At 64.8% G+C, this 23481-nt stretch carries 20 protein-coding genes and 1 pseudogene; 8 read left to right on the forward strand and 13 right to left on the reverse strand.

The window, feature by feature from the left end:
* Positions 1-132 precede the first annotated feature (132 nt).
* Positions 133-429, forward strand: a pseudogene (locus EV663_RS16070) (IS3-like element IS1133 family transposase); the annotation flags it as partial.
* 303 nt (positions 430-732) lie between these two features.
* On the opposite strand, the gene EV663_RS12530 reads toward EV663_RS16070, so the two are convergent.
* Entirely contained in the window at positions 733-3030 is a 2298-nt protein-coding gene (locus tag EV663_RS12530; RefSeq protein ID WP_132952377.1) for an adenosylcobalamin-dependent ribonucleoside-diphosphate reductase, read from the reverse strand.
* A gap of 111 nt (positions 3031-3141) precedes the next feature.
* Here EV663_RS12530 and EV663_RS12535 point away from each other — a divergent pair, with 111 nt between their 5' ends.
* The gene (locus EV663_RS12535; RefSeq protein WP_132952379.1) at positions 3142-3579 is read left to right on the forward strand and encodes a DUF1489 family protein; all 438 of its coding nucleotides are present in this window, start codon (positions 3142-3144) and stop codon (positions 3577-3579) included.
* 94 nt (positions 3580-3673) lie between these two features.
* Here EV663_RS12535 and hisG read toward each other — a convergent pair whose 3' ends face one another.
* Genes hisG through hisS form a run of 3 tightly spaced genes read right to left on the reverse strand, consistent with a single transcriptional unit; the run spans position 3674 to position 6980 of the window.
* Entirely contained in the window at positions 3674-4372 is a 699-nt protein-coding gene (hisG, locus tag EV663_RS12540; protein ID WP_132952381.1) for an ATP phosphoribosyltransferase, read from the reverse strand.
* Positions 4369-5478, reverse strand: a complete 1110-nt coding sequence (locus tag EV663_RS12545; RefSeq protein ID WP_243697961.1) for an ATP phosphoribosyltransferase regulatory subunit — start codon at positions 5476-5478, stop codon at positions 4369-4371. Before EV663_RS12545 ends, hisG begins: the two co-directional genes overlap by 4 nt.
* Positions 5475-6980, reverse strand: coding sequence for a histidine--tRNA ligase (gene hisS / locus EV663_RS12550; protein ID WP_132952385.1), 1506 nt, complete (start codon positions 6978-6980; stop codon positions 5475-5477). Before hisS ends, EV663_RS12545 begins: the two co-directional genes overlap by 4 nt.
* An 89-nt stretch (positions 6981-7069) precedes the next feature.
* Between hisS and EV663_RS12555 the strand changes: the two genes are divergently transcribed.
* From EV663_RS12555 to EV663_RS12565, 3 genes are read left to right on the forward strand one after another with little or no spacing between them, the layout of a single operon-like run.
* Positions 7070-7273: a SlyX family protein gene (locus EV663_RS12555; RefSeq protein WP_132952387.1), complete on the forward strand. Its 204-nt coding sequence runs from the start codon at positions 7070-7072 to the stop codon at positions 7271-7273.
* Between the two features lie 51 nt (positions 7274-7324).
* Positions 7325-8017 (forward strand): FkbM family methyltransferase, encoded by a 693-nt coding sequence (locus EV663_RS12560; protein ID WP_132952389.1) that lies wholly within the window; start codon positions 7325-7327, stop codon positions 8015-8017.
* Positions 8014-8910 carry a glycosyltransferase family 2 protein gene (locus EV663_RS12565; protein ID WP_132952391.1) on the forward strand — a complete coding sequence of 299 codons (897 nt, stop codon included), beginning with the start codon at positions 8014-8016 and terminating at the stop codon, positions 8908-8910. Before EV663_RS12560 ends, EV663_RS12565 begins: the two co-directional genes overlap by 4 nt.
* Positions 8911-8912: 2 nt before the next feature.
* On the opposite strand, the gene EV663_RS12570 is transcribed toward EV663_RS12565, so the two are convergent.
* The 9 genes from EV663_RS12570 to dnaE form a co-directional block, all read right to left on the reverse strand.
* A complete protein-coding gene (locus EV663_RS12570; protein WP_132952393.1) occupies positions 8913-9776 on the reverse strand; it encodes a glycosyltransferase family 2 protein in 864 nt (287 codons plus the stop codon).
* Positions 9777-9779: 3 nt separating this feature from the next.
* Positions 9780-10550 (reverse strand): cephalosporin hydroxylase family protein, encoded by a 771-nt coding sequence (locus EV663_RS12575; protein WP_132952395.1) that lies wholly within the window; start codon positions 10548-10550, stop codon positions 9780-9782.
* The gene (locus tag EV663_RS12580; protein WP_165910194.1) at positions 10543-11598 is read right to left on the reverse strand and encodes a class I SAM-dependent methyltransferase; all 1056 of its coding nucleotides are present in this window, start codon (positions 11596-11598) and stop codon (positions 10543-10545) included. The genes EV663_RS12575 and EV663_RS12580 overlap by 8 nt, the downstream gene beginning before the upstream one ends.
* A complete protein-coding gene (locus EV663_RS12585; RefSeq protein WP_132952396.1) occupies positions 11595-12440 on the reverse strand; it encodes an NAD-dependent epimerase/dehydratase family protein in 846 nt (281 codons plus the stop codon). The genes EV663_RS12580 and EV663_RS12585 overlap by 4 nt, the downstream gene beginning before the upstream one ends.
* Positions 12437-13666: a class I SAM-dependent methyltransferase gene (locus EV663_RS12590; RefSeq protein ID WP_132952398.1), complete on the reverse strand. Its 1230-nt coding sequence runs from the start codon at positions 13664-13666 to the stop codon at positions 12437-12439. Before EV663_RS12590 ends, EV663_RS12585 begins: the two co-directional genes overlap by 4 nt.
* On the reverse strand, positions 13663-14208 hold the full coding sequence (rfbC, locus tag EV663_RS12595; protein WP_132952400.1) for a dTDP-4-dehydrorhamnose 3,5-epimerase: 546 nt from the start codon (positions 14206-14208) through the stop codon (positions 13663-13665). The genes EV663_RS12590 and rfbC overlap by 4 nt, the downstream gene beginning before the upstream one ends.
* Positions 14205-15251, reverse strand: coding sequence for a CDP-glucose 4,6-dehydratase (gene rfbG, locus EV663_RS12600; RefSeq protein ID WP_132952402.1), 1047 nt, complete (start codon positions 15249-15251; stop codon positions 14205-14207). Before rfbG ends, rfbC begins: the two co-directional genes overlap by 4 nt.
* 3 nt (positions 15252-15254) lie before the next feature.
* On the reverse strand, positions 15255-16022 hold the full coding sequence (rfbF, locus tag EV663_RS12605) for a glucose-1-phosphate cytidylyltransferase (protein ID WP_132952404.1): 768 nt from the start codon (positions 16020-16022) through the stop codon (positions 15255-15257).
* 80 nt (positions 16023-16102) lie between these two features.
* Positions 16103-19606, reverse strand: a complete 3504-nt coding sequence (gene dnaE, locus EV663_RS12610; RefSeq protein WP_132952406.1) for a DNA polymerase III subunit alpha — start codon at positions 19604-19606, stop codon at positions 16103-16105.
* Positions 19607-19787: 181 nt separating this feature from the next.
* Between dnaE and EV663_RS12615 the strand changes: the two genes are divergently transcribed.
* The 3 genes from EV663_RS12615 to EV663_RS12625 all read left to right on the forward strand — a co-directional run bounded on the left by EV663_RS12615 (position 19788) and on the right by EV663_RS12625 (position 23452).
* On the forward strand, positions 19788-21308 hold the full coding sequence (locus tag EV663_RS12615; protein WP_132952408.1) for an ABC transporter ATP-binding protein: 1521 nt from the start codon (positions 19788-19790) through the stop codon (positions 21306-21308).
* Between the two features lie 126 nt (positions 21309-21434).
* A complete protein-coding gene (locus EV663_RS12620) occupies positions 21435-22520 on the forward strand; it encodes an ABC transporter permease (protein WP_132952410.1) in 1086 nt (361 codons plus the stop codon).
* Positions 22520-23452 (forward strand): ABC transporter permease, encoded by a 933-nt coding sequence (locus tag EV663_RS12625; protein ID WP_132952412.1) that lies wholly within the window; start codon positions 22520-22522, stop codon positions 23450-23452. The genes EV663_RS12620 and EV663_RS12625 overlap by 1 nt, the downstream gene beginning before the upstream one ends.
* The last annotated feature ends 29 nt before the right edge of the window (positions 23453-23481 follow it).

Below are 23481 nucleotides of genomic sequence, written 5' to 3' on the forward strand. Positions count from 1 at the left end.
ACATATCAGGATCAAGGGGCTGCAGCCTATGATGAACGACATCGGAAACGCGTGCTCTCCAACCTTCAACGGCGCGCCAAGACCCTCGGTTTTGCATTGGAGCCCATTCCCCAGACAGAGGCTGTTTCTTAGGAAGGCGGCGATGTTCTTCGCGGCTCAAAAGCCGTGAAGTTTCAGTATATTGCCGCGTATCGCGGTACACTGACCCGCGGCCATCTGTGCCGCCTGATGGGCGTCTCAGAACGCGGGCTCCATGCCTGGAAGCACCGGCCCCCGTCGCATCGCCAGCGGCGGGACATGGTGCTCCTCGCCCATATCCGCGATCAGCACCGGTTGAGCCTGGGCAGCTATGGCCGACCACGGATGACCGAGGAACTGAACGAGCTTGAGCGCCGCGTTTGCGTTGTTGATCTCGGCCTGCTTGATCGGTTCATCATCAGCGCGCAGCGCCGCTTGCTCTTTCGCCGTCAGAGCCTTGCACGCGGGTATCAGCACAGGGTCAAGCTCGCCTGTTTTCCCGGGGGCTTCGGCAGAAAAGCCCCGGGAAAAGGAGACAGGGACGCCCCCGAGAGGCCCGAACACGGGCCCCTCAGGCGGGCTTCCCCCAAACCGATTACATTTCAGGCACTTAGCGACCTATGGGCGCGAAAGCCCCTGAAAATGGGCGCCGAAATCTCCAAAATGGGCTTTAATTGCCCCACCAGACACCAGACAAGTTGTGAGATCGAATGCCTAACTGCACTTCGAATACCCGCAGCTCATACAGGTCATACACCCCTCGACCATCCGCATCTCGTAGGCGCCGCAGCTTGGGCAGGCGCGGCCTCGGCGGGGTTCGCCAGCGGTCATGGCCTCAAGGTGCGGGTCGGATTTAAGGCCCATCCCCTCGCCGTCGATGAAGCCGATCGCGATCATGTGGCGCTCGATCACGCCGCCGATGGCCGCCAGGATCGAGGGGATGTATTTGCCCTGCATCCACGCCCCGCCACGCGGGTCGAACACCGCCTTGAGTTCCTCGACCACGAAGCTGACATCGCCGCCGCGCCGGAACACCGCCGAGATCATTCGCGTCAGCGCCACCGTCCAGGCGAAATGTTCCATGTTCTTGGAATTGATGAATACCTCGAAAGGCCGCCGTCGGCCGCCGATGACGATATCGTTGATGGTGATGTAGATCGCATGTTCGCTGTCGGGCCATTTCAGCTTGTAGGTATTGCCCTCCAGCGCCTGCGGGCGGTCCAGCGGATCGGCGATATAGACCACGTCGGCGGGGGGCACGGGGTGGGTGCCATCGTCGACCGGCACATGCTCGGCCGTGGCGTGTTCGGGTTTCTCCTCAACCACGCTCAGCACACTACCCGTGACATCGTTGGGCCGGTATGTCGTGCAGCCCTTGCACCCGGTTTCATAGGCTTGCAGGTAGACATCCTTGAACGCGTCGAAGGAAATATCCTCGGGACAGTTGATGGTCTTGGAGATCGACGAATCCACCCATTTCTGCGCGGCGGCCTGCATCTTGACATGATCCATGGGGGCAAGGGTCTGGGCGTTCACGAAATAATCGGGCAACTCCGTCTCGCCGAACTTTTCGCGCCACAGACGCACGGCATAATCGACCACCTCTTCCTCGGTGCGGCTGCCATCCTTTTGCAGCACCTTGCGGGTATAGGCATAGGCAAAGACGGGCTCGATGCCGCTGGACACGTTACCGGCGTAAAGGCTGATCGTGCCCGTGGGCGCGATCGAGGTGAGCAGCGCGTTGCGGATACCGTGATCCGCAATGGCCGCGCGCACGTCCTCGTCCATATGGGCAAGCGCCCCGCTGGCGAGGTATTTTTCGGCATCGAACAGGGGGAACGCGCCTTTCTCCTTCGCCAATTGCACCGACGCCAGATAGGCGGCGCGGGCGATCCGGTGCAACCAGCGCTCGGTCTGGCGCGCCGCCTCGTCGGAACCGTAGCGCAACCCGACCATCAGCAGGGCATCGGCCAGCCCGGTCACGCCCAGCCCAATCCGGCGCTTATCCGTCGCCTCCTGCTCTTGCTGGGGCAGCGCGAACCTGGACGCCTCGACGACATTGTCCATCATCCGCACGGCAGTGGCGACCAGATCATCCAGCTCGGCCTCGTCCAGGTCGGCGATGGACTCGAACGGGTCGCGGACCAGGCGCGCGAGGTTGATCGAGCCCAGAAGACAGGCACCATAGGGCGGCAGAGGCTGTTCGCCGCAGGGATTGGTCGCCGCGATTTCCTCGCAATAGCGCAGGTTGTTCATCTGGTTGATGCGGTCGATGAAGATCACGCCCGGTTCGGCATAATCGTAAGTCGCACGCATGATCTTGTTCCACAGGTCGCGCGCCTGCACCGTGTGATAGACCTTGCCGTCGAACTGCAACTCCCACGGGCCATCGGCCTTGACCGCTTCCATGAAGGCATCGGTGACGAGGACGGAAAGGTTGAACATTCGCAACCGGGCGGCGTCCTGCTTGGCGGTGATGAACGCCTCGATATCGGGGTGGTCACAGCGCATGGTGGCCATCATCGCGCCACGGCGACTGCCTGCCGACATGATCGTTCGGCACATCGCGTCCCAGACATCCATGAAGGAGAGCGGCCCCGACGCATCGGCCGCAACGCCCAGAACGCTGGCCCCCTTGGGACGGATCGTCGAGAAATCATAACCGATCCCGCCGCCCTGCTGCATTGTCAGCGCGGCCTCTTTCAGCATGTCGAAGATGCCCGCCATGCTGTCGGGAATCGTACCCATCACGAAGCAGTTGAACAGCGTCACGTTGCGCCCCGTTCCTGCCCCCGCGGTGATCCGGCCCGCGGGCAGGAAACGGAAATCTTCCAGCGCCGCGTAGAACTTTTCCTCCCATGCCGCCGGGTCGGCCTCGGGCGCGGCCAGGGCGCGGGCGATGCGGCGCCAGCTATCCTCGACCGTCTGGTCGACGGGCGTGCCATCGGCCTGTTTCAGGCGGTATTTCATATCCCATATCTGTTCGGCGATGGGGGCGGAAAAGCGGCTCATCTGACAGTCCTTGGATGCGCGGAAAGAGGTTGTCGACAATAGGGCTTTGGCTTGAACTCCGCAACAAGTAGTCTACACAGTCTGGACATCAACAGGATCTGGGGGGCCAGGATGGCGCAAGACCATGTCAACCTGGTAAAGCTCTGCGTCGGTGCCGAGCGGGTGGAGGATCTGGCGCGCTGGCAGGAAACGGCCCGCGCCAAGGGGCCGGACGGGCTGCCCCGTCATGTCACCCGGATGTGGCCCAAGCGATCCGGGGAGCTGTTGAACGGCGGATCGCTTTACTGGGTTTTCAAGGGCGTGATCCTGGCGCGCCAGCGTATAATGCGGCTGGACGAGGTGACCGGGGGCGACGGGACAAGACGGTGCGGGATCGTGCTGGAGGCGCGGATCATCCGAACCGAGGCCGTTGTGCGGCGCCCGTTCCAGGGCTGGCGCTACCTGCCGGCGCAGGATGCCCCGCGCGACCTGCCCGACAGGCCGAGGCCGGCAGAGGAAGCCTTGCCGCCGGGATTGATGGCGGCGCTGGCGGAAATCGGAGTTCGCTGAGCGGAATCGTCTTGCGCGCACAAGCCGGCAGGCCGGGGGGTTCACCCCCGGACCCCCAGGGTATTTCGGCCAAGAAGAAGCAGGAAGACGACGCCTAGTTACCCAGGGCCAGGCGGTCGGCAAGGGCGCGGTAGATTGCCCGGCACGCGTCGTCGCAAGGGGCTGTACGTGACTTGAACAGCGTCGCCTGGCTGCGGTGGATCAACCCGTCGGACAGGACCTTGAGGTGGTTCGCCCGCAAGGTTTCGCCGGTCGAGGTGATGTCGGCGATCGCCTCGGCGGTGAGGTTCTTTACCGTCCCCTCGGTCGCGCCCTGGCTATCGACAAGCTGGTAATCGGCCACGCCTGCCTCGCGCAGGAATTCGCGCACGAGACGGTGGTATTTCGTGGCAATCCGCAGCCGGTGGCCATGGAACGCGCGAAAGGCCGCTGCGGCCGCGTCGAGATCGTCCAGCGTATCGACATCGACCCAGCACCGGGGCACCGCGATGATCAGGTCGGCAAAGCCGAATCCCATGGGTTCGAGTGCCTGAACGCGGTTTTCCCAATCCGCGATCCGTTCCTGCACAAGATCCGAACCGGTGACGCCGAGGTGAATGCGGCCAGCGGCCAATTCGCGTGGGATTTCTCCCGCCGAGAGCAGGACAAGTTCGATCCCCGCGATTCCCTCGACCGAGCCCGCATATTCTCGTTCCGAGCCGGTACGCGCGATACGCACGCCGTGCTCGGCAAACCACTCGAAGGTCTTGTCCATCAGCCGGCCCTTGGAGGGCACACCAAGTTTCAGGGTCATCGGGCGGCCTCCTCGGTCAGCGTCAGCACCAGTTCGGGGCGCACCACGCCGCCCACGGCCGGCACCGCACGCCCCCGGCCCAGGATGCGCGTCAGCGCATCATAGCGCCCCCCCGAGGCCACGGGCGGCAGGTCCGGCCGCCCCTCGGCATAGAAACCAAAGACGAAGCCATCGTAATATTCCATCGTGGTGCGGCCATAGCTGGCCTCGAAATCCAGCAGATCGACATCGACCCCCAGACCGGCCAGCGCGTCCAGCCGCGCCTGCATTCGGTCGAGCGCGGGCGTGATGGTGACCAGGTCCACCGCGATATCGCGCAGATGTGCCAGGGCGTGGGGACTGGTTTCGCGCAAGGACAGGATATCCTCGAGCAACTCGACCTCGGCCTCAGCGATGGGAGGCTGAGCTGAATCGGCGGCCAGCACCGCCAGCCGCGCGGCCACGTCTTCGCGCGAACGCAGGCCGATTTCCGGCCCCGCATCGTCCAGCACCGCCTGGACACCGTGTTTTTCCAACTTCGCCAGCAAGCGCTTGCGCGGTTCGGGCAGGGGCATGCGCCCGCCGAAGCGTTCCAGAAGCGCACGGAACCGGCGTGGGCGCCAGATATGGCGCTTGAGCGCCGACTTTCGCTTGTCGGTGGTCGACAAGCCCTCGACCGCGGCCAGCAACACCCCGATATCGCCAGTCGCCGCGCGCAGCCCGAAAGGCGAGAGCATTTCCGCGAAAAGCGCGAAAACCTCGGCATCCGCGGCGGCAGGATCGTCGCCGCCGAAAAGTTCATAGCCGACCTGGATGTATTCGTTAGCGCGGTTGGGGTCGCGTTCCTGTCGGCGAAAGACCTCGCCCATATAGGTATAACGGGCGGGATCGCCGCCCTTGTCCATGTGCATCTGCACCACGGGCACGGTGAAATCGGGGCGCAACATCTGTTCGCCGCGCAATGGATCGGAAGTCACGTAGGCGCGCGCGCGGATATCCTCGCCATAAAGGTCGAGCAGCGTTTCAGCCGGTTGCAGGATCGAGGTCTGAACCGGCTGCGCGCCCGCATTGCGGCAAAAGGCATGAAGCCGTTCGGCCTGGGCTAGGACATCGGCCTTGTCGGTCACGGGGCGGTGTCCTTGTCCTGGGCCAGCAGACGCCCGACCTCTGTCACCATGTCGGCGCGGGCGGCCTCGAACTGGGCGGGTTGGGATTTCCATTCTTCCAGGCTGGCGCGTTCGGCGATCTTGGCGCCCAGCACGAGATCCTTGATCTGAACCACGCCGCGCGCGGCCTCGTCCGCGCCCTGGATGATGGCAATGGGCGAATTGCGTTTGTCGGCGTATTTCAACTGGTTGCCGAAATTTTTCGGATTGCCCAGATAGACCTCAGCGCGAATGCCGGCGCTGCGCAGCTCGCCCACCATGGCCTGATAATCGGCCATGCGGTCGCGATCCATCACGGTAACGATCACCGGGCCTTGCAACCTGTCGCCCGCCCGGCCCTTGGCCCGCAGCGCGGCCAGCAGACGATCCACCCCGATGGACACGCCCGTTGCGGGCACGGCCTGCCCGGTGAAGCGTTTCACCAGATCGTCGTAACGCCCGCCCCCGGCGACCGAGCCGAACTGGCGCGGACGGCCCTTTTCGTCGAGGATCTCGAAGGTCAGTTCCGCCTCGAACACCGGGCCGGTATAATAGCCAAGGCCGCGGACGACCGAAGGGTCCAGCACGATGCGGTCGGGGCCGTAGCCCTGTGCGGAGAGCAGATCTGCGATGGTTTCCAGTTCGGCTACGCCTTCCTCGCCGATCCGCGACCCGGCCACCAGTTCGCGCAGCCGGGAACAGGTGTCGGCCCCGGTGTCACGGCGGGCCGCCATGAACCCCATGACCACCTCGGCCTGATCCTGCGACAACCCCGCCCCTTCGGTGAAATCGCCAGACTCGTCCTTTCGACCCTTGCCCAGCAGCGCCCGCACACCCTCCGGCCCCAGCCGGTCAAGCTTGTCGATGGCGCGCAGGACGATGCCGCGCTCATGCGCGAACTTTTCGGGGTCGGCGGGGTCCAGAACGCCGGCAACCTCCATCACCCCGTTCAGCACCTTGCGGTTGTTGACCCGTACGATGTAGTCGCCGCGAGGAATGCCCACTGTTTCCAGGGCATCCGACAGCATCGCGCAGATCTCTGCATCCGCCGCGACCGAGGCCGCGCCCACCGTATCCGCATCGCATTGATAGAACTGGCGGAACCGGCCCGGCCCCGGTTTTTCATTGCGCCACACGGGCCCCATCGCGTAGCGGCGATAGGGGGTCGGCAGATCGTTGCGGAACTGGGCGGCAACGCGGGCCAGCGGCGCGGTCAGGTCATAGCGCAGGGCGAGCCAGTCGCCATCCTCCTCTTGCCAGGCGAAGACACCGGCATTGGGGCGATCCACGTCAGGCAGGTATTTGCCCAGCGCGTCCAGCGTTTCCACGGCGGAACTTTCCAGCGGATCGAAGCCGTAGCGGTGGTACACCTCGGCGATCTTGTCCAGCATCGCCTTGCGCTCGGTCACGTCCGCGCCGAAATAGTCGCGAAAGCCCTTTGGGGTCTCGGCCTTGGGGCGCCGGGGTTTCTGGATCTTGGCCATCGCTGTCTCGCCGCTGGTGCCGGGTTCGTGCGGGGTCTAGCGGATGGGGGGGCGCGGGGCAAGGTGGCGCAGGGCAACGGGAGTATGACATGGACCACAGAACGCAACTGGAAGAGCGGATCGCGCATCTGACCCGCCACGTCGACGAACTGTCCGAGGTCGTCGCCCGCCAGCAGTCCGAGCTTGACCGGCTGAGCCGGCGGGTGGCCATGCTGATGGCACGCGAGGCCGAACGCGAACTGGACACCGGCGGCAGCATTCCGCTGGCCGATCAGAAACCGCCGCACTGGTAACGAGCAAAGCTGTTGCCAAAGGGGGGGGCATCCGGCATCACGGGGCCTGACATGACAGGGGGCACGGGCGGCATGGGCTTGATCCTGGAACGGGTGCGAATGGAACTGGGCCACCTGGCCCGCAAGGCGACCGGCGAAAAGACCCGCCGCCGCGGCGCGGCGATCGAGGCATTCGAGGCCGCGCGCGCCGATCTGCGCCCAGGTGACCTGGCCATCGACCTGGGTGCCAATATCGGACTGATCACCGAGACACTGGCCGAAACCGGCGCCGACGTAATCGCGTTCGAACCCGATCCGCATGCTTTTGAGTTGTTATCCGCACGGCTGGCCGGACGCGCCAACGTCACCCTGATCCAGGCGGCGGCCGCCGCACAGGCGGGAACCCTGCCGCTGATGCGTCACCGCGATTTCGCCAACGACCCAGACCGGCGCACGGTCTCGTCGACCCTGGTGCAGGGCAAGCGGCGGATGGAGGGCGGCGAGACGGTCGAGGTCGAGGTCAAGGATTTCGTGGCTTACCTGCACGCTCTGAACCGTCCCGTAAAGCTGCTCAAGATCGATATCGAGGGCTCCGAGGTGGCCTTGCTCGAACGCCTTCTGGGCGATCCCGTCGCGGCACGGATCGGCCATGTCTTTGTTGAAACGCATGAACGCGCGGTGATCTCTCTGGCCGCGCGCACGCGTGCGCTCAAACGGCGCGCAGCCAGAATGGACAGGCCGGTAATCAACTGGGACTGGCGATGATCGACGTCGCGATCTTTGCCTATAACCGACCGGATTACCTCAAGAACTGCGTAGAGTCCGTCGAACGCCACATTCCCGGCGCGCGGCTGCGCGTCCATGACGATGCCTCGACCGATCCCGAGATGCGTGCCTATCTCGCCACGCTGGGCGAACGTGCTGTTCTGCGCCCGGCCAGTGACGCGGCCCGCCATGGCGGGCTTTATGCCAACATGAACGCGGCGCTGGACCGGGCCGAGCACGACATCATCCTGATGTTGCAGGACGACACGCAGGTGGTGCGCGACCTCACCCCCGACGATCTTTTCAGGATCGAAGGGCTGTTTCAGGCCGATACCAACCGCGCCTTTGTCTCACCACTCTTCATGAAGGCCGACCGGATGCGACGGTTCCGGCGCGAGTTGCGCCCCGATCCCGCGGCACGCGCCTATGTTTCGCCGCCCGACCATCCCCGCACCCAGCGTCATTGCCTGGCCTATTTCGATGTTCACATGGCCCGCGTGGACCGGCTGCGCGCGGCGGGCTGGCGCTATGACGCGGCGGGCGAGGGCACCATCGGCAACCATGCGCGCGAACTGTTCGGGCCTATGCCGATGATGGCCGACCCTTTCGTGTTCTTCTGCCCCGAAGTGCCGTTCTTTCGCAATCGCGACAAGAAAACGCTGGCCTCGCGTATCGCGGGCCGCTTCGTGGGGCGGCATGTGAAGGCGTTTGAGGACATGGGGCAGAGGGAAATCGCGCGACTTATATCGCGCGACCTGTCGGTCTGGCCGGTGGCCGAGAATTTCCTGACCCCGAAAGATCCCCGCGTGGTCCGGCCCTTCGTCTACAAGGATGTCAAGGCGCGAGGCTGGCTTTATGCGCTGCACAAGATCGAACAGGCGCTGCGCGGCTGACGCTAGTGCCGCAGGGTCTGGCGCAGCCACGCCTTCCAGATGCGGTCGCGCCGATGACAACGCCGGCGAACATAGCGCGGCAGCCAGCCCTCGACCTTTCGCTTTTCCGCCGCGGCAAGATCAGAGGCCGCGACCAGCGCCCGGCAGGTGGCACCAAACCGGGCATTGCGGTCACGCATCTCGGCGAAACCGGGTTTGGGGCGCGGCATGTAATCACGCGTCTCGTGGATTATCCGTTGCCGAAAGGCCGTCGCGTTGGTGCCACGAACTCCGTCTCCAAGCGCCGCAGCAAGAATCGCAAGGTGATCCGCGCCCCACGGATCAGGGTATAGCGCATGAATACGGCCGGTGAGTTCTCGGCAGGCTGACAGGCGCCACATGCCGTAAAACCAGCACGCGGAATTTTCGAACATCTGGGCGTGCAACCGCGACAGGCGCGGAGCGCTGTCGATGTCCGGATATGGAAACTCTCGCGCCGTTGTTCCAGCCGAGGCGTCGCGCCGGACCATCGGCACGGCCAGCACGGTTTCAGCGCGCGCATCCAGAAGATCGGCCAGAACCTCGAGATAGGTGTCGTCGGACAAATCGTCATAGGCGCGCCACAGGAAATAGGGCGCATCGGCCGCATCGCGGGCAAAGTAAAAATTTTCCAGCACCGGCAGGGTCTTGGTATGCCGCACATGGCGAAAGCGACTGTCTTTCGCGGCGAAACGCGCGCAGATATCGGGCGTCGCGTCGGTCGAGCCATTGTCGGACAGGATCACCTCGAAATCGCGCAGGCTTTGCCGCGCAAGACAATCAAGGGATTGGGACAGAAGCGAGGCACCGTTATAGATCGGCACACCGATGGAAACGCGGGGGGCCATGGCCTAGCCCTTGCGCTTGAGAAACCCGTCAGGGGCAACCGAAACGATCAGCTTGCGGTCGATGCTCTTGTCGATCTCGAATTCCGGGTGATCGGGCAACCAGGCATGAACGGCCGTTTTCGGGTTGTCCCCCGGCCCCCAGGGCCGGTCAAAGGACAGCTCTTTCGGCAAATCCTCGACCACCGTATCATAGACGATGCAATAACTGCCAGGCGTGACCATGGGAGCATAGGCCTCCAGCTCGGCCAGGACGTGATCATGGGTGTGGTTGCTGTCGAGGCAGACCATGACCGTCTGCGCCGCCCCGACCGCATCGCGCACCTGGTCCACGATGCCGGGTGCGATGGACGATCCTTCGATCATCGTGATACGCGGCGCCATCGGATGCGCCTCGATCGCGGCGCAGTTATGGGCGCGGATGTCGATATCGATGCCGACCACGCGGCGGCGCGGCGCGTTCGGGTCCACGACCTCGCCCGCCTGCGTCGCCTCGCATAGTTCCAGCATCGCCAATAGCGAGGCCGACAGGATCAGCGAACCGCCATGGGCAATCCCGGTCTCGACGATCACATCAGGCTTGACCTGCCAGACAAGTTCCTGGAACGCCACGATATCCTGCGGGTACTGGATGATCGGCCGCCCAAGCCAGAAAAAATTGTAGGAATAGCGTGCCGCGATCGAACTTTGCAAAAAGTCCGCGCCGCTTTCCAGCAGGATCGCATCCCCCGGCACCTGTTCCAGCCGCGCGGCGACCTCTTTCTCGAATTCAGTCATCGCTCATTCCCTTGCAAATGAAACGCGGGCCCGCCATCGCGCGCACCTCGTCCAGGTAGTTGGGGTTCATCACGGTGATCACGCTATTGTCGGGCAGCTCCGCAAGACCGGCCTCAGGCGACAAGACCTGCAACCCGGTCGCTGCCAGGAACCGGCCCTGCTTGGCCGGGTTGATGTCGATCACGCGCGCCACGGGATTGCCCGCGCGTTCGCGCATCAGCGCGTAGATCACCCCCTTGGAGGCGCCGCCCCAGACCACGTTGCCGCCTTGCGCGCCCGAGGTCTCGGCCCGGAAACGATCGATGAAATCCGCAGGCAGGTCGGCGGCATCGTCCGGGTCGCGCCGGGGCACGCACAGGGTGGAAAGATCGGCGACCACCGAAAGGTACTGCCCGCCAAAGCTGCGCGCCAGGTGCAGGGTGCGCCCGAACATCCGGGCAAAATCGCCAAGACGGAAGTAGTTCACATGTTCATAAAAAATGTCGAACCAGGCCCGGTTGCGGCAAATCCAGTCAAAGCACGGCACCTCTATGTAGATCAGCCCCTTGTGCCCGTTCGCCGCCGCCAGCCGATGCAGGAACCCGACCGGATCGGGGATATGTTCCAGCACATGGCGCAATATCAGCCCGTTGCCCGAGATCCCCAGATCTTCGTTGAAATAGACCTTTCTCACGCGGGGGCTGTTGCCCTCGTAGGTGGGATCGAACCCGGTCACGTCAACCCCGCGCGCCAAGAGCAGGTCCAGGAAGGTGCCCTTGCCGCAACCGACCTCGACCAGGGCCTCGCGCCCCATATGCGCCTCGACCAGGTCGGCGGCACCATCCAGATGCGCCCGAAAGGCCGGGCTGAGGCCCTGCTCGTTCTGGTAGTTGGCGTCGTAATCCAACAGTTCGGGCTGAAACGCGGCGTTGTAGACAAGACCCGTTTCCATATCCTCGACCAGCCGCATGTCGCCCTTGGGACAATCGCGCGCCTCTGCCGCGCTGTCATACATGCGGTTCTGAAAGACGGGCAGCGCGTGCTGGGCGTAAAGCTCTCGCAAGGTCATCGGCCTTTCCATGTCCGGGCCAGGCTGGGAACGCCCACCACATAGGGCGGGTCGTCCGGCGGATCGGCCCGCGCGCCCAGCCGGATCAGGTCGGGGCGACCATACTCATCGGCGATCCGGGCCGCAAGATCGGCCACGGTGACTGGCTGGCCGGAACAGATGTTCAACGCATCGACCTGCGCCCCCAGCGTGACGGCGGCGATCTGGTTACCCGCCTCGGTTACATCCATGAAATCGCGCACCTGTCGGCCCGAGGTCAATTCAGCCGGTTCCCCCCGTGCAAGACGGGCGTGGATATGGGGGACCAGGCGACGGGGATCTTCGCCCGCGCCGTAAAGATAAAACAACCGGCACCAGGCAAAAGAAACCCCCATCCCCGGCAGCGCGCGCGACAGCGCGAGATACGTGGCAGCCTTGGCCGCGCCATAGGGGGTCCGCGGGGCCAGCCGCGCGTCGGGGGAAAGAGGTTTGAAAATCCCCTCAAGGTCGTATTCGAAACAGGTTCCGATGCCCACGAACCGCCTTACCCCGGCGGCCGCCGCCCCCTGCGCCAGCCGCAAACTGCCGGCGAGGCAATCAAGGTTGCGCGGAGAATGCTGATATTTGCCGGGCTCTGCATACCATGCCACATGCACCACCGCGTCGATCCCCGCGCAGGCCCGCCGCCAGGCGGCGGCATCCTCGGCAAAAAGATCGGCGCTGCGCACCACGCCGGCCAGGTCCGCGGACAGATCGCGCCCCTCGCGCAGCACCGCAACCACCTCGGCGCCCTGCGCGCGTAAAGCGCGCAGAACTTGCCGCCCGACAAACCCCGTGGCCCCGGTCAACAGAACCCGTGTCATAGGATCGTCAGCTCGGGCACCGCGATCACGAGGCGGGTACCCCGCCGCGCCAGGTGGTCAAGCTGGGCGCGCACCTCGTCAACTATGTTCCATGGCAGGATCAGCACGAAATCGGGCCGGACCCGATCCAGCATGTCGGGGGCATGGATCGGGATGTGACTGCCCGGCAGGAACTTGCCCTGCTTGGCCTCGGCCGCATCGCAAACGAAGGGCACCAGGTCCGGTTTAACGCCTGCATAATTCAACAGCGTGTTGCCCTTGGCAGCCGCGCCATAGGCCGCGACCGTCCTTCCGTCACGCTTGGCATCCAGAAGGAACCGCAACAGCGCATCCTTCAGCGCATCGGCACGCGGCTGGAATGAATCGTAATAGGCGTGGTTTTCCATCCCCCGGCGGCGTTCCTCGGCCAAGAGCGCCGCCACGCCCAGATGCTCGGGATGGCTGGCCGTTTCATGGCAGGCATAGACCCGCAGGCTGCCGCCATGGGTCGGCAATTGCTCGACATCGAAAACCCGCAGGCCCGCCGCGGCAAGGATGCGCTGGACGCTGACCAGCGAGAGATAGGAATAATGTTCGTGATAGACCGTGTCGAACTGACAGAATTCCACCAGCCGCATCAGGTGCGGGAACTCCAGCGTGATCACGCCCTCGGGTTTCAGCGCGCCCGCCAGCCCCCGCGCGAAATCGTTGATGTCGGGCACATGGGCAAAGACATTATTGCCCGCGATCAGGTCGGCCTGCCGTCCTTCGCCCGCCAGCCGCGCACCCAGCGCCTGCCCGAAAAACTCTCTCAGCACGGGGATACCCTGCGCCTCGGCGGCGGCGGCGGTAGAGGCCGTGGGCTCGATCCCCAGGCAGGGCACGCCAGCCTGCACGAAGTTGCGCAACAGGTAGCCATCGTTCGAAGCCACCTCGATCACGAAGCTGTCGGCGTCCAGCGCGAACCTGTCGCGCACCATCGCCGCATAGCGCGCGCCATGGTCAAGCCACCCCCGCGAGGTGGACGAGAAATAGGCATAGTCCGCATCGAACAACGCCTCGGGCGCGGCAAAATCCTCGGTCTGCACCAGGAAACAGCTATCGCACACCATCAAGCGCAGCGGATAGGTCACCTCGGCCCGGTGCAGCGCCTCGGGCGCGAGATAGGCGTTCGAGGGCGGCGCATAGCCCAGGTCAAGGAAGGGACGCGTCAGCGGCGCATGGCAGTGTCGGCAGGTCTGGGTCATGGGATAGGGTCCAGCGTTTCAAGCCCAGCAAAACCGGCATCGCGGGGCGAAAGGTCGGCCACCGGGCGAGGCCAGTTGATACCTAGCGCCGGATCCGCATGGTGCAGGCCGCCCTCATGCGCGGGGCTGTAATATTGCGAATGGAAGTACAAAAGCTCGGTATCGGGCCGAAGCGTCTGGAACCCGTGGGCAAAGCCTCGGGGAATATAGATCATCGCGCCGTTTTGCGCCGACAGTTCCAGCCCGGTCCATTGCCCGTAGGTGGGCGAGCCCGCGCGCAGGTCGACAATCACGTCGTAGATGGCACCGGACACGCAGCGCACCAACTTGACCTCGGCCATCGGCGGGCGCTGGAAATGCAACCCTCGCAGCGTGCCCTCGGCCCGGCTGAACGAGGCGTTGACCTGTACCCACTCGGTGTTCAGGTCGTGGGCGCCGAATTCGCGGGCACAAAAGACGCGGGCAAAGAAACCGCGGCTGTCCTCGCGCTGGTCCAGCGTGACCTTCCAGGCCCCCTCCAGCGGCAGCGGCGTAAAGATCATGCTGCCCCCCCATGCGCCGCGATCTGGGCGCGGGTCAGCGCGGCCGCATCCGCGCCCGCGGTGACGTCGCGATACCATGTGACGGTTTCCGCCAGCCCCCGCGCAATGTCCCAGCGCGGCGCCCAGCCCAGTTCGGTCCGCGCCTTGTCGATGGTCAGCGACAGCCGCCCGGCCTCGTGCGGGGCGTCCGGGTCGGTGGCGTCGATCCACTTGCCTGGCCAGAGGGTGGTGGCGGCCTCGACCAAGTCGCGCACGGCGCGCAGATCGCCGGGTTCGGGGCCGAAGTTGAAGGCGTCCTGCCAGCGCGGATCGTCGGACGTCATCAGGCGCTCGGCCAACAACAGGTAGCCGCTCAGCGGTTCCAGGACATGCTGCCAGGGGCGGATGGCGGCGGGGTTGCGCACCCTCAGCGGCTGCCCGGCGGCAAAGGCGCGGGCCAGATCGGGGATCAGCCGGTTTTCCGACCAGTCGCCACCGCCGATCACATTGCCGGCGCGCACGGTGGCGATTTTCAGGCCCGCGGCACCAAAGGATTTGCGCCAGCTTTCGGCCACCAGTTCGCAAGCGGCCTTGGAGGCGGAATAGGGGTCGTGCCCGCCCAGCCGATCGGTTTCACGATAACCATGCACCCATTCGCGATTTTCATAGACCTTGTCGGTGGTGACCACGACAACCGGCACCGCGCGCCCCGCGATCCGCAAGGCGTCCAGCAGATGCACGGTGCCCATCACGTTGGTGGCCCAGGTTTCCACCGGATCGCGGTAGGATCGCTGCACCAGGGGCTGGGCGGCCAGGTGAAACACCATGTCGGGCGCAAACGCCGCCACCCGCGCGGCCACCCCCGCCCGGTCGCGCAGGTCAACAATCGCATGGTCCAACCGATCGGCCAACCCCAACTGGTCGAACAGCGCCGGGTCGTGATCGGGTGGCAGGGCAAGGCCGAATACCCCTGCCCCGCGCGCCAGCAACATCTCTGCCAGCCACGCGCCCTTGAAGCCGGTATGACCGGTCAAAAGAACCTGCTTGCCCGCCCAAAGCCCCATCGCCTAGCCCCAGACCTTCCAGGGCGCGTTGCCCTCGGCCCATAGCGCCTCAAGCCGGTTCTTGTCGCGCATCGTGTCCATCGCCGCCCAGAAGCCGTCATGGCGATAGACCGACAATTGCCCATCACGGGCCAGACTTTCCAGCGGCGCGCGTTCCCAAGGGATCTGATCGCCTTCGATCCGATCCAGGACCGATGGCTCGCACACGAAAAAGCCGCCATTTATCCAGCGCCCGTCGCCCTGTGGTTTCTCTTCGAAGCTGGTCACCCGGTCGCCCTTGATCTCCAGCGCGCCGAACCGGCCGTCGGGCTGGATCGCGGTAACCGTCGCCTCGGTACCTTGCGCGCGGTGAAAACCGATCAGCGCGCCGATATCCACGTTCGAAACCCCGTCGCCATAGGTCAGGCAAAAGGTATCGTCCAGATGCTCGGCCACCCGTTTCAGCCGCCCTCCGGTCAGGGTGCTCTCGCCGGTATCCACCAGCGTGACCTTCCACGGCTCGGCCTTGCGCTGGTGAACCTCCATCCGGTTCTCGTCCATGTGAAAGGTCACATCGGACATGTGCAGGAAGTAATTGGCGAAATATTCCTTGATCTGGTAGCCTTTGTAGCCGCAGCAGATCACGAATTCCATCACGCCATGGGCGCCGTAGGTCTTCATGATGTGCCACAGGATCGGGCGCCCGCCGATCTCGATCATGGGTTTGGGGCGCAGGTGCGATTCCTCGCTGATCCGCGTGCCCAGCCCCCCTGCAAGGATTACCGCCTTCATCTCGTGCCGTCCCTTTGCGCGCCAGCCGTCCCCGCCCTCATACGCCGCCTGCCTCGGCCACGCCACCCCGCAGCGTTGCCTCAGATATCCTCGACCAGCGCGATACCCTGCAAGGACTTGATCGCGCCCTTGATCTGCGGTGTGACCGGATAGCTTTCGGGCAGGGCAATCTCGACCTCGCCGGGCAGGTCGGGCGCCATCAGGCAAAACTGGACAGGGCCACGTCCGCGGATACCGCTCTCGCCCCTGGCACGCTCCAGCACACCGGCAACCGATTGCACCGCCTCGGCAGATTCGACGTAGATCTTCAATCCGGCACTGCCCGCATCGGCCACCACGCTGTCAATGGGTTGCACCGCGCGGGCCAGCAATTTCAACTGGTCGTTTTCCTGGGTCGCCTCGACGGTAAGCACTACGTTCATCCCGGCCTCAAGGTGATCGCGCGCGACCTCCAGCACGTCGGAAAACAGCGTCACCTCGTAAAGCCCGGTCGGGTCGGACAACTGCGCAAATGCAAAGCGGTTGCCCTTGGCCGACTTGCGTTCCTGCCGCCCGGCCACCGCGCCGGCCAGCTTGGCAATGGTGGGGCCGGACTTGGTAGCCTGTTCGATCTCGGCCCTGGTCATCACCTTTTTCCGCCTGAGCGCGGCCATGTAGTCATCCAGTGGATGCCCGGAGAGGTAGAAACCGATGGCCTTCTGTTCCTCGGCCAGCCTCTCGTTGGGCAGCCAGTCGGCCACGGGCGACAGGCGCGGCTCTGGCAAATCGTCGCCCGCCTCACCGAACAGCGACACCTGGGACGAGGCGCGTTGATCAAAGATCGCGGCCGAATAGGCCACCAGCGCATCGAGACTTTCGAGAACCCGGCGGCGGTTGGGGTCCAGTTGGTCAAAGGCCCCCGCGCGGGCCAGCATTTCCAGCGGCCGCTTGCCGATCCGTTTCAGATCGACCCGCCGGGCAACATCGTAAAGCGTGGCAAAGGGTTTGTCGCCGCGGCCCGCAACGATCAGGCCCATCGCGTCCACGCCCACGTTTTTCAGCGCGCCCAGCGCATAGACCAGTTTCCCGTCCCGGACATCGAACGTCGCCTGCGAACGGTTGACGCAGGGCGGCACGATCTCGATCTCAAGCCCGCGGCGCACCTCTTCGGCATAGACCGACAGCTTGTCGGTCAGGTGGATGTCGCAGTTCATGACACCTGCCATGAACTCGACCGGGTGATTGGCCTTGAGCCAGGCAGTCTGGTAACTGACCACCGCATAGGCCGCCGCGTGCGACTTGTTGAAACCGTAATTGGCGAACTTTTCCAGCAGGTCGAAGACCTCGCCCGCCTTCTTCGCATCGACGCCATGGGTGGCCTTGGCGCCCTCGATAAACTTGGGGCGTTCCTTGGCCATTTCCTCGGCAATCTTCTTGCCCATGGCCCGGCGCAACAGGTCCGCGCCACCCAGGGAATAGCCCGCCATGACCTGCGCGATCTGCATGACCTGTTCCTGGTAGACGATGATGCCCTGGGTTTCCGCCAGGATGTGGTCGATCGTGGGGTGAATCGATTCCAGAGGCTTGAGCCCGTGTTTCACCTCGCAATAGGTCGGGATGTTCTCCATCGGGCCGGGGCGATACAAGGCCACCAGCGCAACGATATCCTCGATGCAGGTGGGCTTCATCCGGCGCAACGCATCCATCATGCCCGAGCTTTCCACCTGGAACACGGCGACCGTCTTGGCGCTGGCATACAGGTGATATGTCTTTGCATCGTCCAGCGGGATCTGTCCGATATCGTTCTCGGCTCCTTCGGCGGGCTCGTAGATGCGGCTACCGTCCGGGGCCTCGTGCAACTGCCGTCCGCCGCGTCGGATCAGGTCGATGGCATTCTGGATCACCGTCAGGGTTTTCAGACCGAGAAAGTCGAATTTGACCAGCCCCGCCTGTTCCACCCATTTCATGTTGAACTGGGTCGCGGGCATGTCGGACCGCGGGTCCTGGTAAAGCGGCACCAACTCGTCCAGCGGCCGGTCGCCGATCACCACGCCTGCGGCATGGGTGGACGCGTTTCTCAGCAGTCCCTCGACCTGCTGGCCATAGGTCAAAAGCCGGTCCACGACTTCCTCGGCACGGGCTGCCTCGCGCAGGCGGGGTTCGTCGGCAAGGGCCTTTTCGATCGACACCGGCTTGACCCCCTCGACCGGGATCAGCTTGGACAGCTTGTCAACCTGGCCATAGGGCATCTGCAAGACGCGGCCCACGTCGCGCACGGCGGCCTTGGACAACAGCGCGCCGAAGGTGATGATCTGCGCCACCTTGTCGCGGCCATACCTTTCCTGGACGTAGTGGATCACCTCTTCGCGGCGATCCATGCAGAAGTCGATGTCGAAGTCGGGCATCGAGACCCGTTCGGGGTTCAGGAAGCGTTCGAACAGCAGCGAATAGCGCAAGGGGTCCAGATCGGTGATGGTCAGAGCATAGGCCACCAGCGACCCCGCGCCAGACCCCCGCCCCGGCCCCACCGGGATATCGTGATCCTTGGCCCACTTGATGAAATCGGCAACGATCAGGAAATAGCCGGGAAAGCCCATGCCCTCGATGATGCCCAGCTCGAATTCCAGCCGCTTTTCATAGTCCTCGACGGGGGCGGCATGCGGGATCACGGCCAGCCGCGCGGCCAGCCCCTCTTGCGCCTGGCGGCGCAACTCCTCGACCTCGTCATCGGCGAATACCGGCAGGATCGGCTTGCGTTTTTCCGCCTTGACCGCACAGCGTCGGGCGATTTCCACGGTGTTCTCGATGGCCTCGGGCAGGTCGGCGAACAGCGCCGCCATCTCGTCAGGCGTCTTGAAATAATGCTGCGGCGTCAGGCGGCGGCGCGGCTCGGCCTGGTCCACATAGGCGCCATCAGCAATGCAGATCAGCGCATCATGCGCCTCGTACATCGCGGATTTGGGGAAATAAACGTCATTGGTGGCCACCAGCGGCAGGTCCATCGCATAGGCCATTTCCACATGGGCCCGCTCTGTCGCGGCCTCGGCCGCCGTCACTTGCCCCCCCTCGCCCGCATGACGCTGAAGCTCGACATACAGCCGGTCGGGAAAGGCCCGCGCCAGGCGTGCCAACAATGCCTCGGCGCGGGCGTGCTGAGCTGCCTGCAACAACTGGCCGACCGCGCCCTCGGGACCGCCGCTCAGGCAGATCAGTCCGGCGCCATGCGCCTCGAGCTGCTCAAGCGTGACCTGTGGCACGTGCCCCGCCTTGCCAAGGTAGAGACAGGAATTCAGCTTCATCAAGTTGCCATAGCCCGTCTCGTCCTGCGCCAGCAACACCACCGGCGCGGGAGGGCGTGGCCGTTCTCCCGGCTCAACCGGATCAAAGGCCAAGTCGAGTTGGCAACCGATGATCGGCTGAATCCCGGCACCGCTGGCCAACACCGAAAATTCCAGCGCGCAGAACATGTTGTTGGTATCGGTGACGGCTATGGCAGGCATACCCGCCGCACGGCACAGATCGGGCAGTTGTTTCACCCGTACCGCCCCTTCGAGCAACGAGTATTCAGTATGCACACGCAGATGGATGAATCGAGGTTCGGCCATGACTCCACGCTAGCCCAGCCGGGCGGCGATGGAAACGGCGCATGGAACTGCCCACAAAACAGGCAGCCGCCCCGAAACCGGGCCAGTCGAACCGCGCCGTGACCATCTGCCATTGCGATGGGCGGGCAGCGCGGGATAGTAAGCGGGGAATCCGAAACGCGGCTTTGGGGAACGGCGCCGGGTGACACCTCTTCTGAAAGTCGACGGCCTTGGCAAGGTCTATCCCGGCGTGGTCGCCAATGACCGCGTCAGCTTTGACATCGCCGAGGGCGAGGTTCATGCCCTGCTGGGCGAAAACGGCGCGGGCAAATCGACGCTGGTCAAGATGATCTATGGCCTGGTCAAGCCGGATTCAGGGCATATGACCCTGCGCGGCGTCCCTTACGCGCCCGCCGAACCGCGTGCCGCCCGCGCCGCCGGCGTCGCGATGGTGTTTCAGCATTTCAGCCTGTTCGACGCGCTCAGCGTGGCAGAGAACATCGCGCTGGGCATGGAAAACCCGCCGCCAATGGGCCAACTGGCCGGGCGAATTCGCGCCGTCAGCGAAACCTACGGCCTGCCGCTGGCCCCCGAGCGGCTGGTGGGCGATCTGTCGGCGGGCGAACGCCAGCGCGTCGAAATCATCCGCTGCCTGCTTCAGGATCCGCGGCTGCTGATCATGGACGAACCGACCAGCGTCCTGACCCCGCAAGAGGCGGAAATCCTGTTTGCAACCCTGCGCAAGCTCGCTGCCAACGGAACCGCCATTCTCTACATCTCGCACAAGCTGGAAGAAATCCGCGCGCTTTGCGACCGGGCCACGATCCTGCGGCTGGGCAAGGTCGTGGCCAGTTGCAACCCCCGCGAAAAGACGGCCGCCGAACTGGCCGAGATGATGGTGGGCACGAAACTGGCAACCCCGCAGCGCGCGGCCAGCGAAACTGGCGATGTCGTGCTCGAGGTGCGGGGCCTGAGCCTGCCTTCCCCCAATCCCTTCGGCACCAGCTTGCGCGATATCTCGTTCAGCGTGAAATCGGGCGAGGTGCTGGGTATTGGCGGCGTCGCGGGCAACGGCCAGGACGAATTGCTGGCCGCGCTGTCGGGCGAAAGCGCGGCCAGCGCCGGGGCGGTCCGCCTCAAGGGCCAGCCGATCGGCGACCTGGGCCCCGGTTCACGCCGCCGTATCGCTGTACTGGCCGCCCCCGAGGAACGGCTGGGCCACGCCGCCGCGCCGGATATGAGCCTGACCGAAAACGCCCTGCTGACCGCGGCAATCCGCGAGGGCCTGGCCGCACGCGGATTCCTGAGGTGGCCGGCTGCTCGCGCCTTTGCCGAAAAGGTGATCGAAACCTTCGACGTGCGCACACCCGGCCCGGGCAACGCGGCGCGCTCGCTTTCGGGCGGCAACCTGCAAAAATTCGTCATCGGCCGCGAAGTTCTGCAACGTCCCGAAGTGCTGGTCGTGAACCAGCCCACCTGGGGCGTGGACGCCGCCGCCGCCGCCGCGATCCGGCAGGCCTTGCTCAACCTCGCCGCCGATGGCGCGGCAGTCGTCGTCATCAGCCAGGACCTAGACGAGTTGATCGAGATTTCCGACCGCTTCGCGGCGTTGAACGAGGGCCGGCTCGCCCCGCCCCGCCCCACCCGCGGGCTGAGCCTCGAAGAGATCGGCCTGATGATGGGCGGCGCCCATGACATGGAGGTTGCCCATGCAGCGGTCTAGGTTCTCCGGTTTCGCCTCCGGCGGGGATATTTGGCCCAAAGCAGATCAAGCGCTGCGCGCCCCTTCCTGCTTTGGAGAAAAATATCCCCGCCGGAGGCGAAAAATGGCCTCGAGGGGGACCAAGCCTTGATCGCGCTGGAAAAACGTCCCACGCCCTCACGCGCCTGGAGCGCGGCGGCCCCGCTCCTGGCGGTGGCACTGACCATGGTGGCCGGGGCGGCCCTGTTCGCGGCCCTGGGCACCGATCCGCTGGCCGCGATCCGCACGATCTTCTGGGACCCGCTGTTCAACGAACAGTTCGCCAGCTATTCGCGGCCGCAATTGCTGGTCAAGGCCGGGCCGCTGATCCTGATCGCGATCGGGCTCAGCCTTGGATTTCGCGCGGGCGTCTGGAATATCGGCGCAGAGGGGCAATACATCATGGGCGCGATCTGCGGGGCGGGCGTGGCGCTGGCGCTTTACCCGATGGACGCGTGGTTCGTATTCCCGACGATGGTCTTGGCCGGCGCCCTGGGCGGCTGGGCCTGGGCGATGATCCCCGCGATCCTGAAAACCCGTTTCCGCACGAACGAGATCCTGGTTTCACTGCTGCTTGTCTACGTCGCCGAACAGATCCTCGCCTCGATGTCGCTGGGCCTGATGCGCAACCCCGAGGGCGGCGGGTTTCCGGGCAGCCGCAACCTGCAACAATACCCCGCCGCCGCCAATCCGGAACTGGTTGCGGGAACCGGCATGCACTGGGGCGTGGTCGCGGGCTTTGTCGCGGTGATCGCGGCCTATATCCTGCTGAACCGTCACATGCTGGGGTTCCAGATCCGGCTGGCCGGCCAAAGCCCGCGCGCCGCGCGGTTCGCGGGGGTCGACCCGAATCGGCTGGTTATGATCTGCCTCGGGATTTCGGGCGCGCTGGCGGGGCTGGCGGGTATGTTCGAGGTCGCGGGCCCGGCGGGCCAGATCAGCATTGATTTCAACGTGGGCTATGGCTTTACCGCGATCATCGTTGCCTTCCTGGGGCGGCTGCACCCGGTGGGCATCCTGCTGGCGGGGCTGTTGATGGCGCTGACCTATATCGGCGGGGAACTTGCGCAATTCATGCTGGGCCTGCCCGCCGCCGCGATCCAGGCTTTCCAGGGGATGTTGCTGTTCTTCCTGCTGGGGTTGGACGTGTTGTCGAATTTCCGTGTCCGGCTGGGCCGGCGAAAGGTGACCTGATGGACCTGTCCGCGATCAACCCCGTCATCCTGATCGCCTCGCTGATGGTGGCGGCGACCCCGATACTGCTGGCCGCCATCGGCGAACTGGTTGTCGAGAAATCGGGCGTGCTGAATCTCGGGGTAGAGGGGATGATGATCACCGGGGCGATATGCGGTTTTGCCGCCGCGGTAGAGACCGGCAGCCCCGCGCTGGGCTTTCTGGCCGCGATGATCGGCGGGGCGGCCCTGTCGATGATCTTTGGCTTGCTCACGCAGTTCCTGATGTCGAACCAGGTGGCGACGGGACTGGCGCTGACGCTTTTCGGGCTAGGTCTGTCGGCGCTTATCGGGCAGGGTTACGTCGGTCTCAAGCCGCCGGCCACCGATCGGCTGGATCTTGGCCCGCTTTCGGATATCCCGGTGCTGGGCCGGATGGTGTTTTCTCATGATATCGTGATCTATGCCAGCCTCGTGCTGGTGCTCGTCGTCTGGCTGTTCCTGCGCCACAGCCGGGCAGGGCTGATCCTGCGCGCGGTCGGCGAAAATCACGAGGCCGCCCACGCGCTGGGCTACAAGGTGGTGCGCATCCGGCTGATGGCCATCGCCTTCGGCGGCGCCATGGCCGGGCTGGGCGGCGCCTATCTCAGCCTGGTGCGGGTGCCGCAATGGACCGAGGGCATGACCTCTGGGGCGGGCTGGATCGCGCTGGCCATCGTGGTTTTTGCCTCGTGGCGGGCGGGCCGTGTCCTGCTGGGCGCCTATCTTTTCGGCGGGGTCGCGGTTTTGCAACTCAACCTCCAGGCCGCGGGCATCGCGGTCCCGGTCGAGCTCTTGTCGGCCTCGCCCTATCTTGTCACCATCCTGGTGCTGGTCATCATCTCTGCCGACCGGAGCCGCGCGGCGGTGGCCGCGCCGGGTTCGCTTGGCCGGGTTTTCCATGCCTCGTCCTGAGGCGCCGCCAACCGGGGGGCGCGTTCCCC

Origin of the sequence: Rhodovulum bhavnagarense (assembly GCF_004343505.1) — a bacterium.
GTDB classification, from domain to species: Bacteria; Pseudomonadota; Alphaproteobacteria; order Rhodobacterales; family Rhodobacteraceae; genus Rhodovulum; species Rhodovulum bhavnagarense.

Bases quoted from the DNA above. Each gene is read 5' to 3' on its own strand.
- EV663_RS12530 (WP_132952377.1), bottom strand. From the start codon at position 3,030: ATGAGCCGCTTTTCCGCCCCCATCGCCGAACAGATATGGGATATGAAA.
- EV663_RS12535 (WP_132952379.1), top strand. From the start codon at position 3,142: ATGGCGCAAGACCATGTCAACCTGGTAAAGCTCTGCGTCGGTGCCGAG.
- hisG (WP_132952381.1), bottom strand. From the start codon at position 4,372: ATGACCCTGAAACTTGGTGTGCCCTCCAAGGGCCGGCTGATGGACAAG.
- hisS (WP_132952385.1), bottom strand. From the start codon at position 6,980: ATGGCCAAGATCCAGAAACCCCGGCGCCCCAAGGCCGAGACCCCAAAG.
- EV663_RS12555 (WP_132952387.1), top strand. From the start codon at position 7,070: ATGGACCACAGAACGCAACTGGAAGAGCGGATCGCGCATCTGACCCGC.
- EV663_RS12560 (WP_132952389.1), top strand. From the start codon at position 7,325: ATGACAGGGGGCACGGGCGGCATGGGCTTGATCCTGGAACGGGTGCGA.
- EV663_RS12565 (WP_132952391.1), top strand. From the start codon at position 8,014: ATGATCGACGTCGCGATCTTTGCCTATAACCGACCGGATTACCTCAAG.
- EV663_RS12570 (WP_132952393.1), bottom strand. From the start codon at position 9,776: ATGGCCCCCCGCGTTTCCATCGGTGTGCCGATCTATAACGGTGCCTCG.
- EV663_RS12575 (WP_132952395.1), bottom strand. From the start codon at position 10,550: ATGACTGAATTCGAGAAAGAGGTCGCCGCGCGGCTGGAACAGGTGCCG.
- EV663_RS12580 (WP_165910194.1), bottom strand. From the start codon at position 11,598: ATGACCTTGCGAGAGCTTTACGCCCAGCACGCGCTGCCCGTCTTTCAG.
- EV663_RS12585 (WP_132952396.1), bottom strand. From the start codon at position 12,440: ATGACACGGGTTCTGTTGACCGGGGCCACGGGGTTTGTCGGGCGGCAA.
- EV663_RS12590 (WP_132952398.1), bottom strand. From the start codon at position 13,666: ATGACCCAGACCTGCCGACACTGCCATGCGCCGCTGACGCGTCCCTTC.
- rfbC (WP_132952400.1), bottom strand. From the start codon at position 14,208: ATGATCTTTACGCCGCTGCCGCTGGAGGGGGCCTGGAAGGTCACGCTG.
- rfbG (WP_132952402.1), bottom strand. From the start codon at position 15,251: ATGGGGCTTTGGGCGGGCAAGCAGGTTCTTTTGACCGGTCATACCGGC.
- rfbF (WP_132952404.1), bottom strand. From the start codon at position 16,022: ATGAAGGCGGTAATCCTTGCAGGGGGGCTGGGCACGCGGATCAGCGAG.
- dnaE (WP_132952406.1), bottom strand. From the start codon at position 19,606: ATGGCCGAACCTCGATTCATCCATCTGCGTGTGCATACTGAATACTCG.
- EV663_RS12625 (WP_132952412.1), top strand. From the start codon at position 22,520: ATGGACCTGTCCGCGATCAACCCCGTCATCCTGATCGCCTCGCTGATG.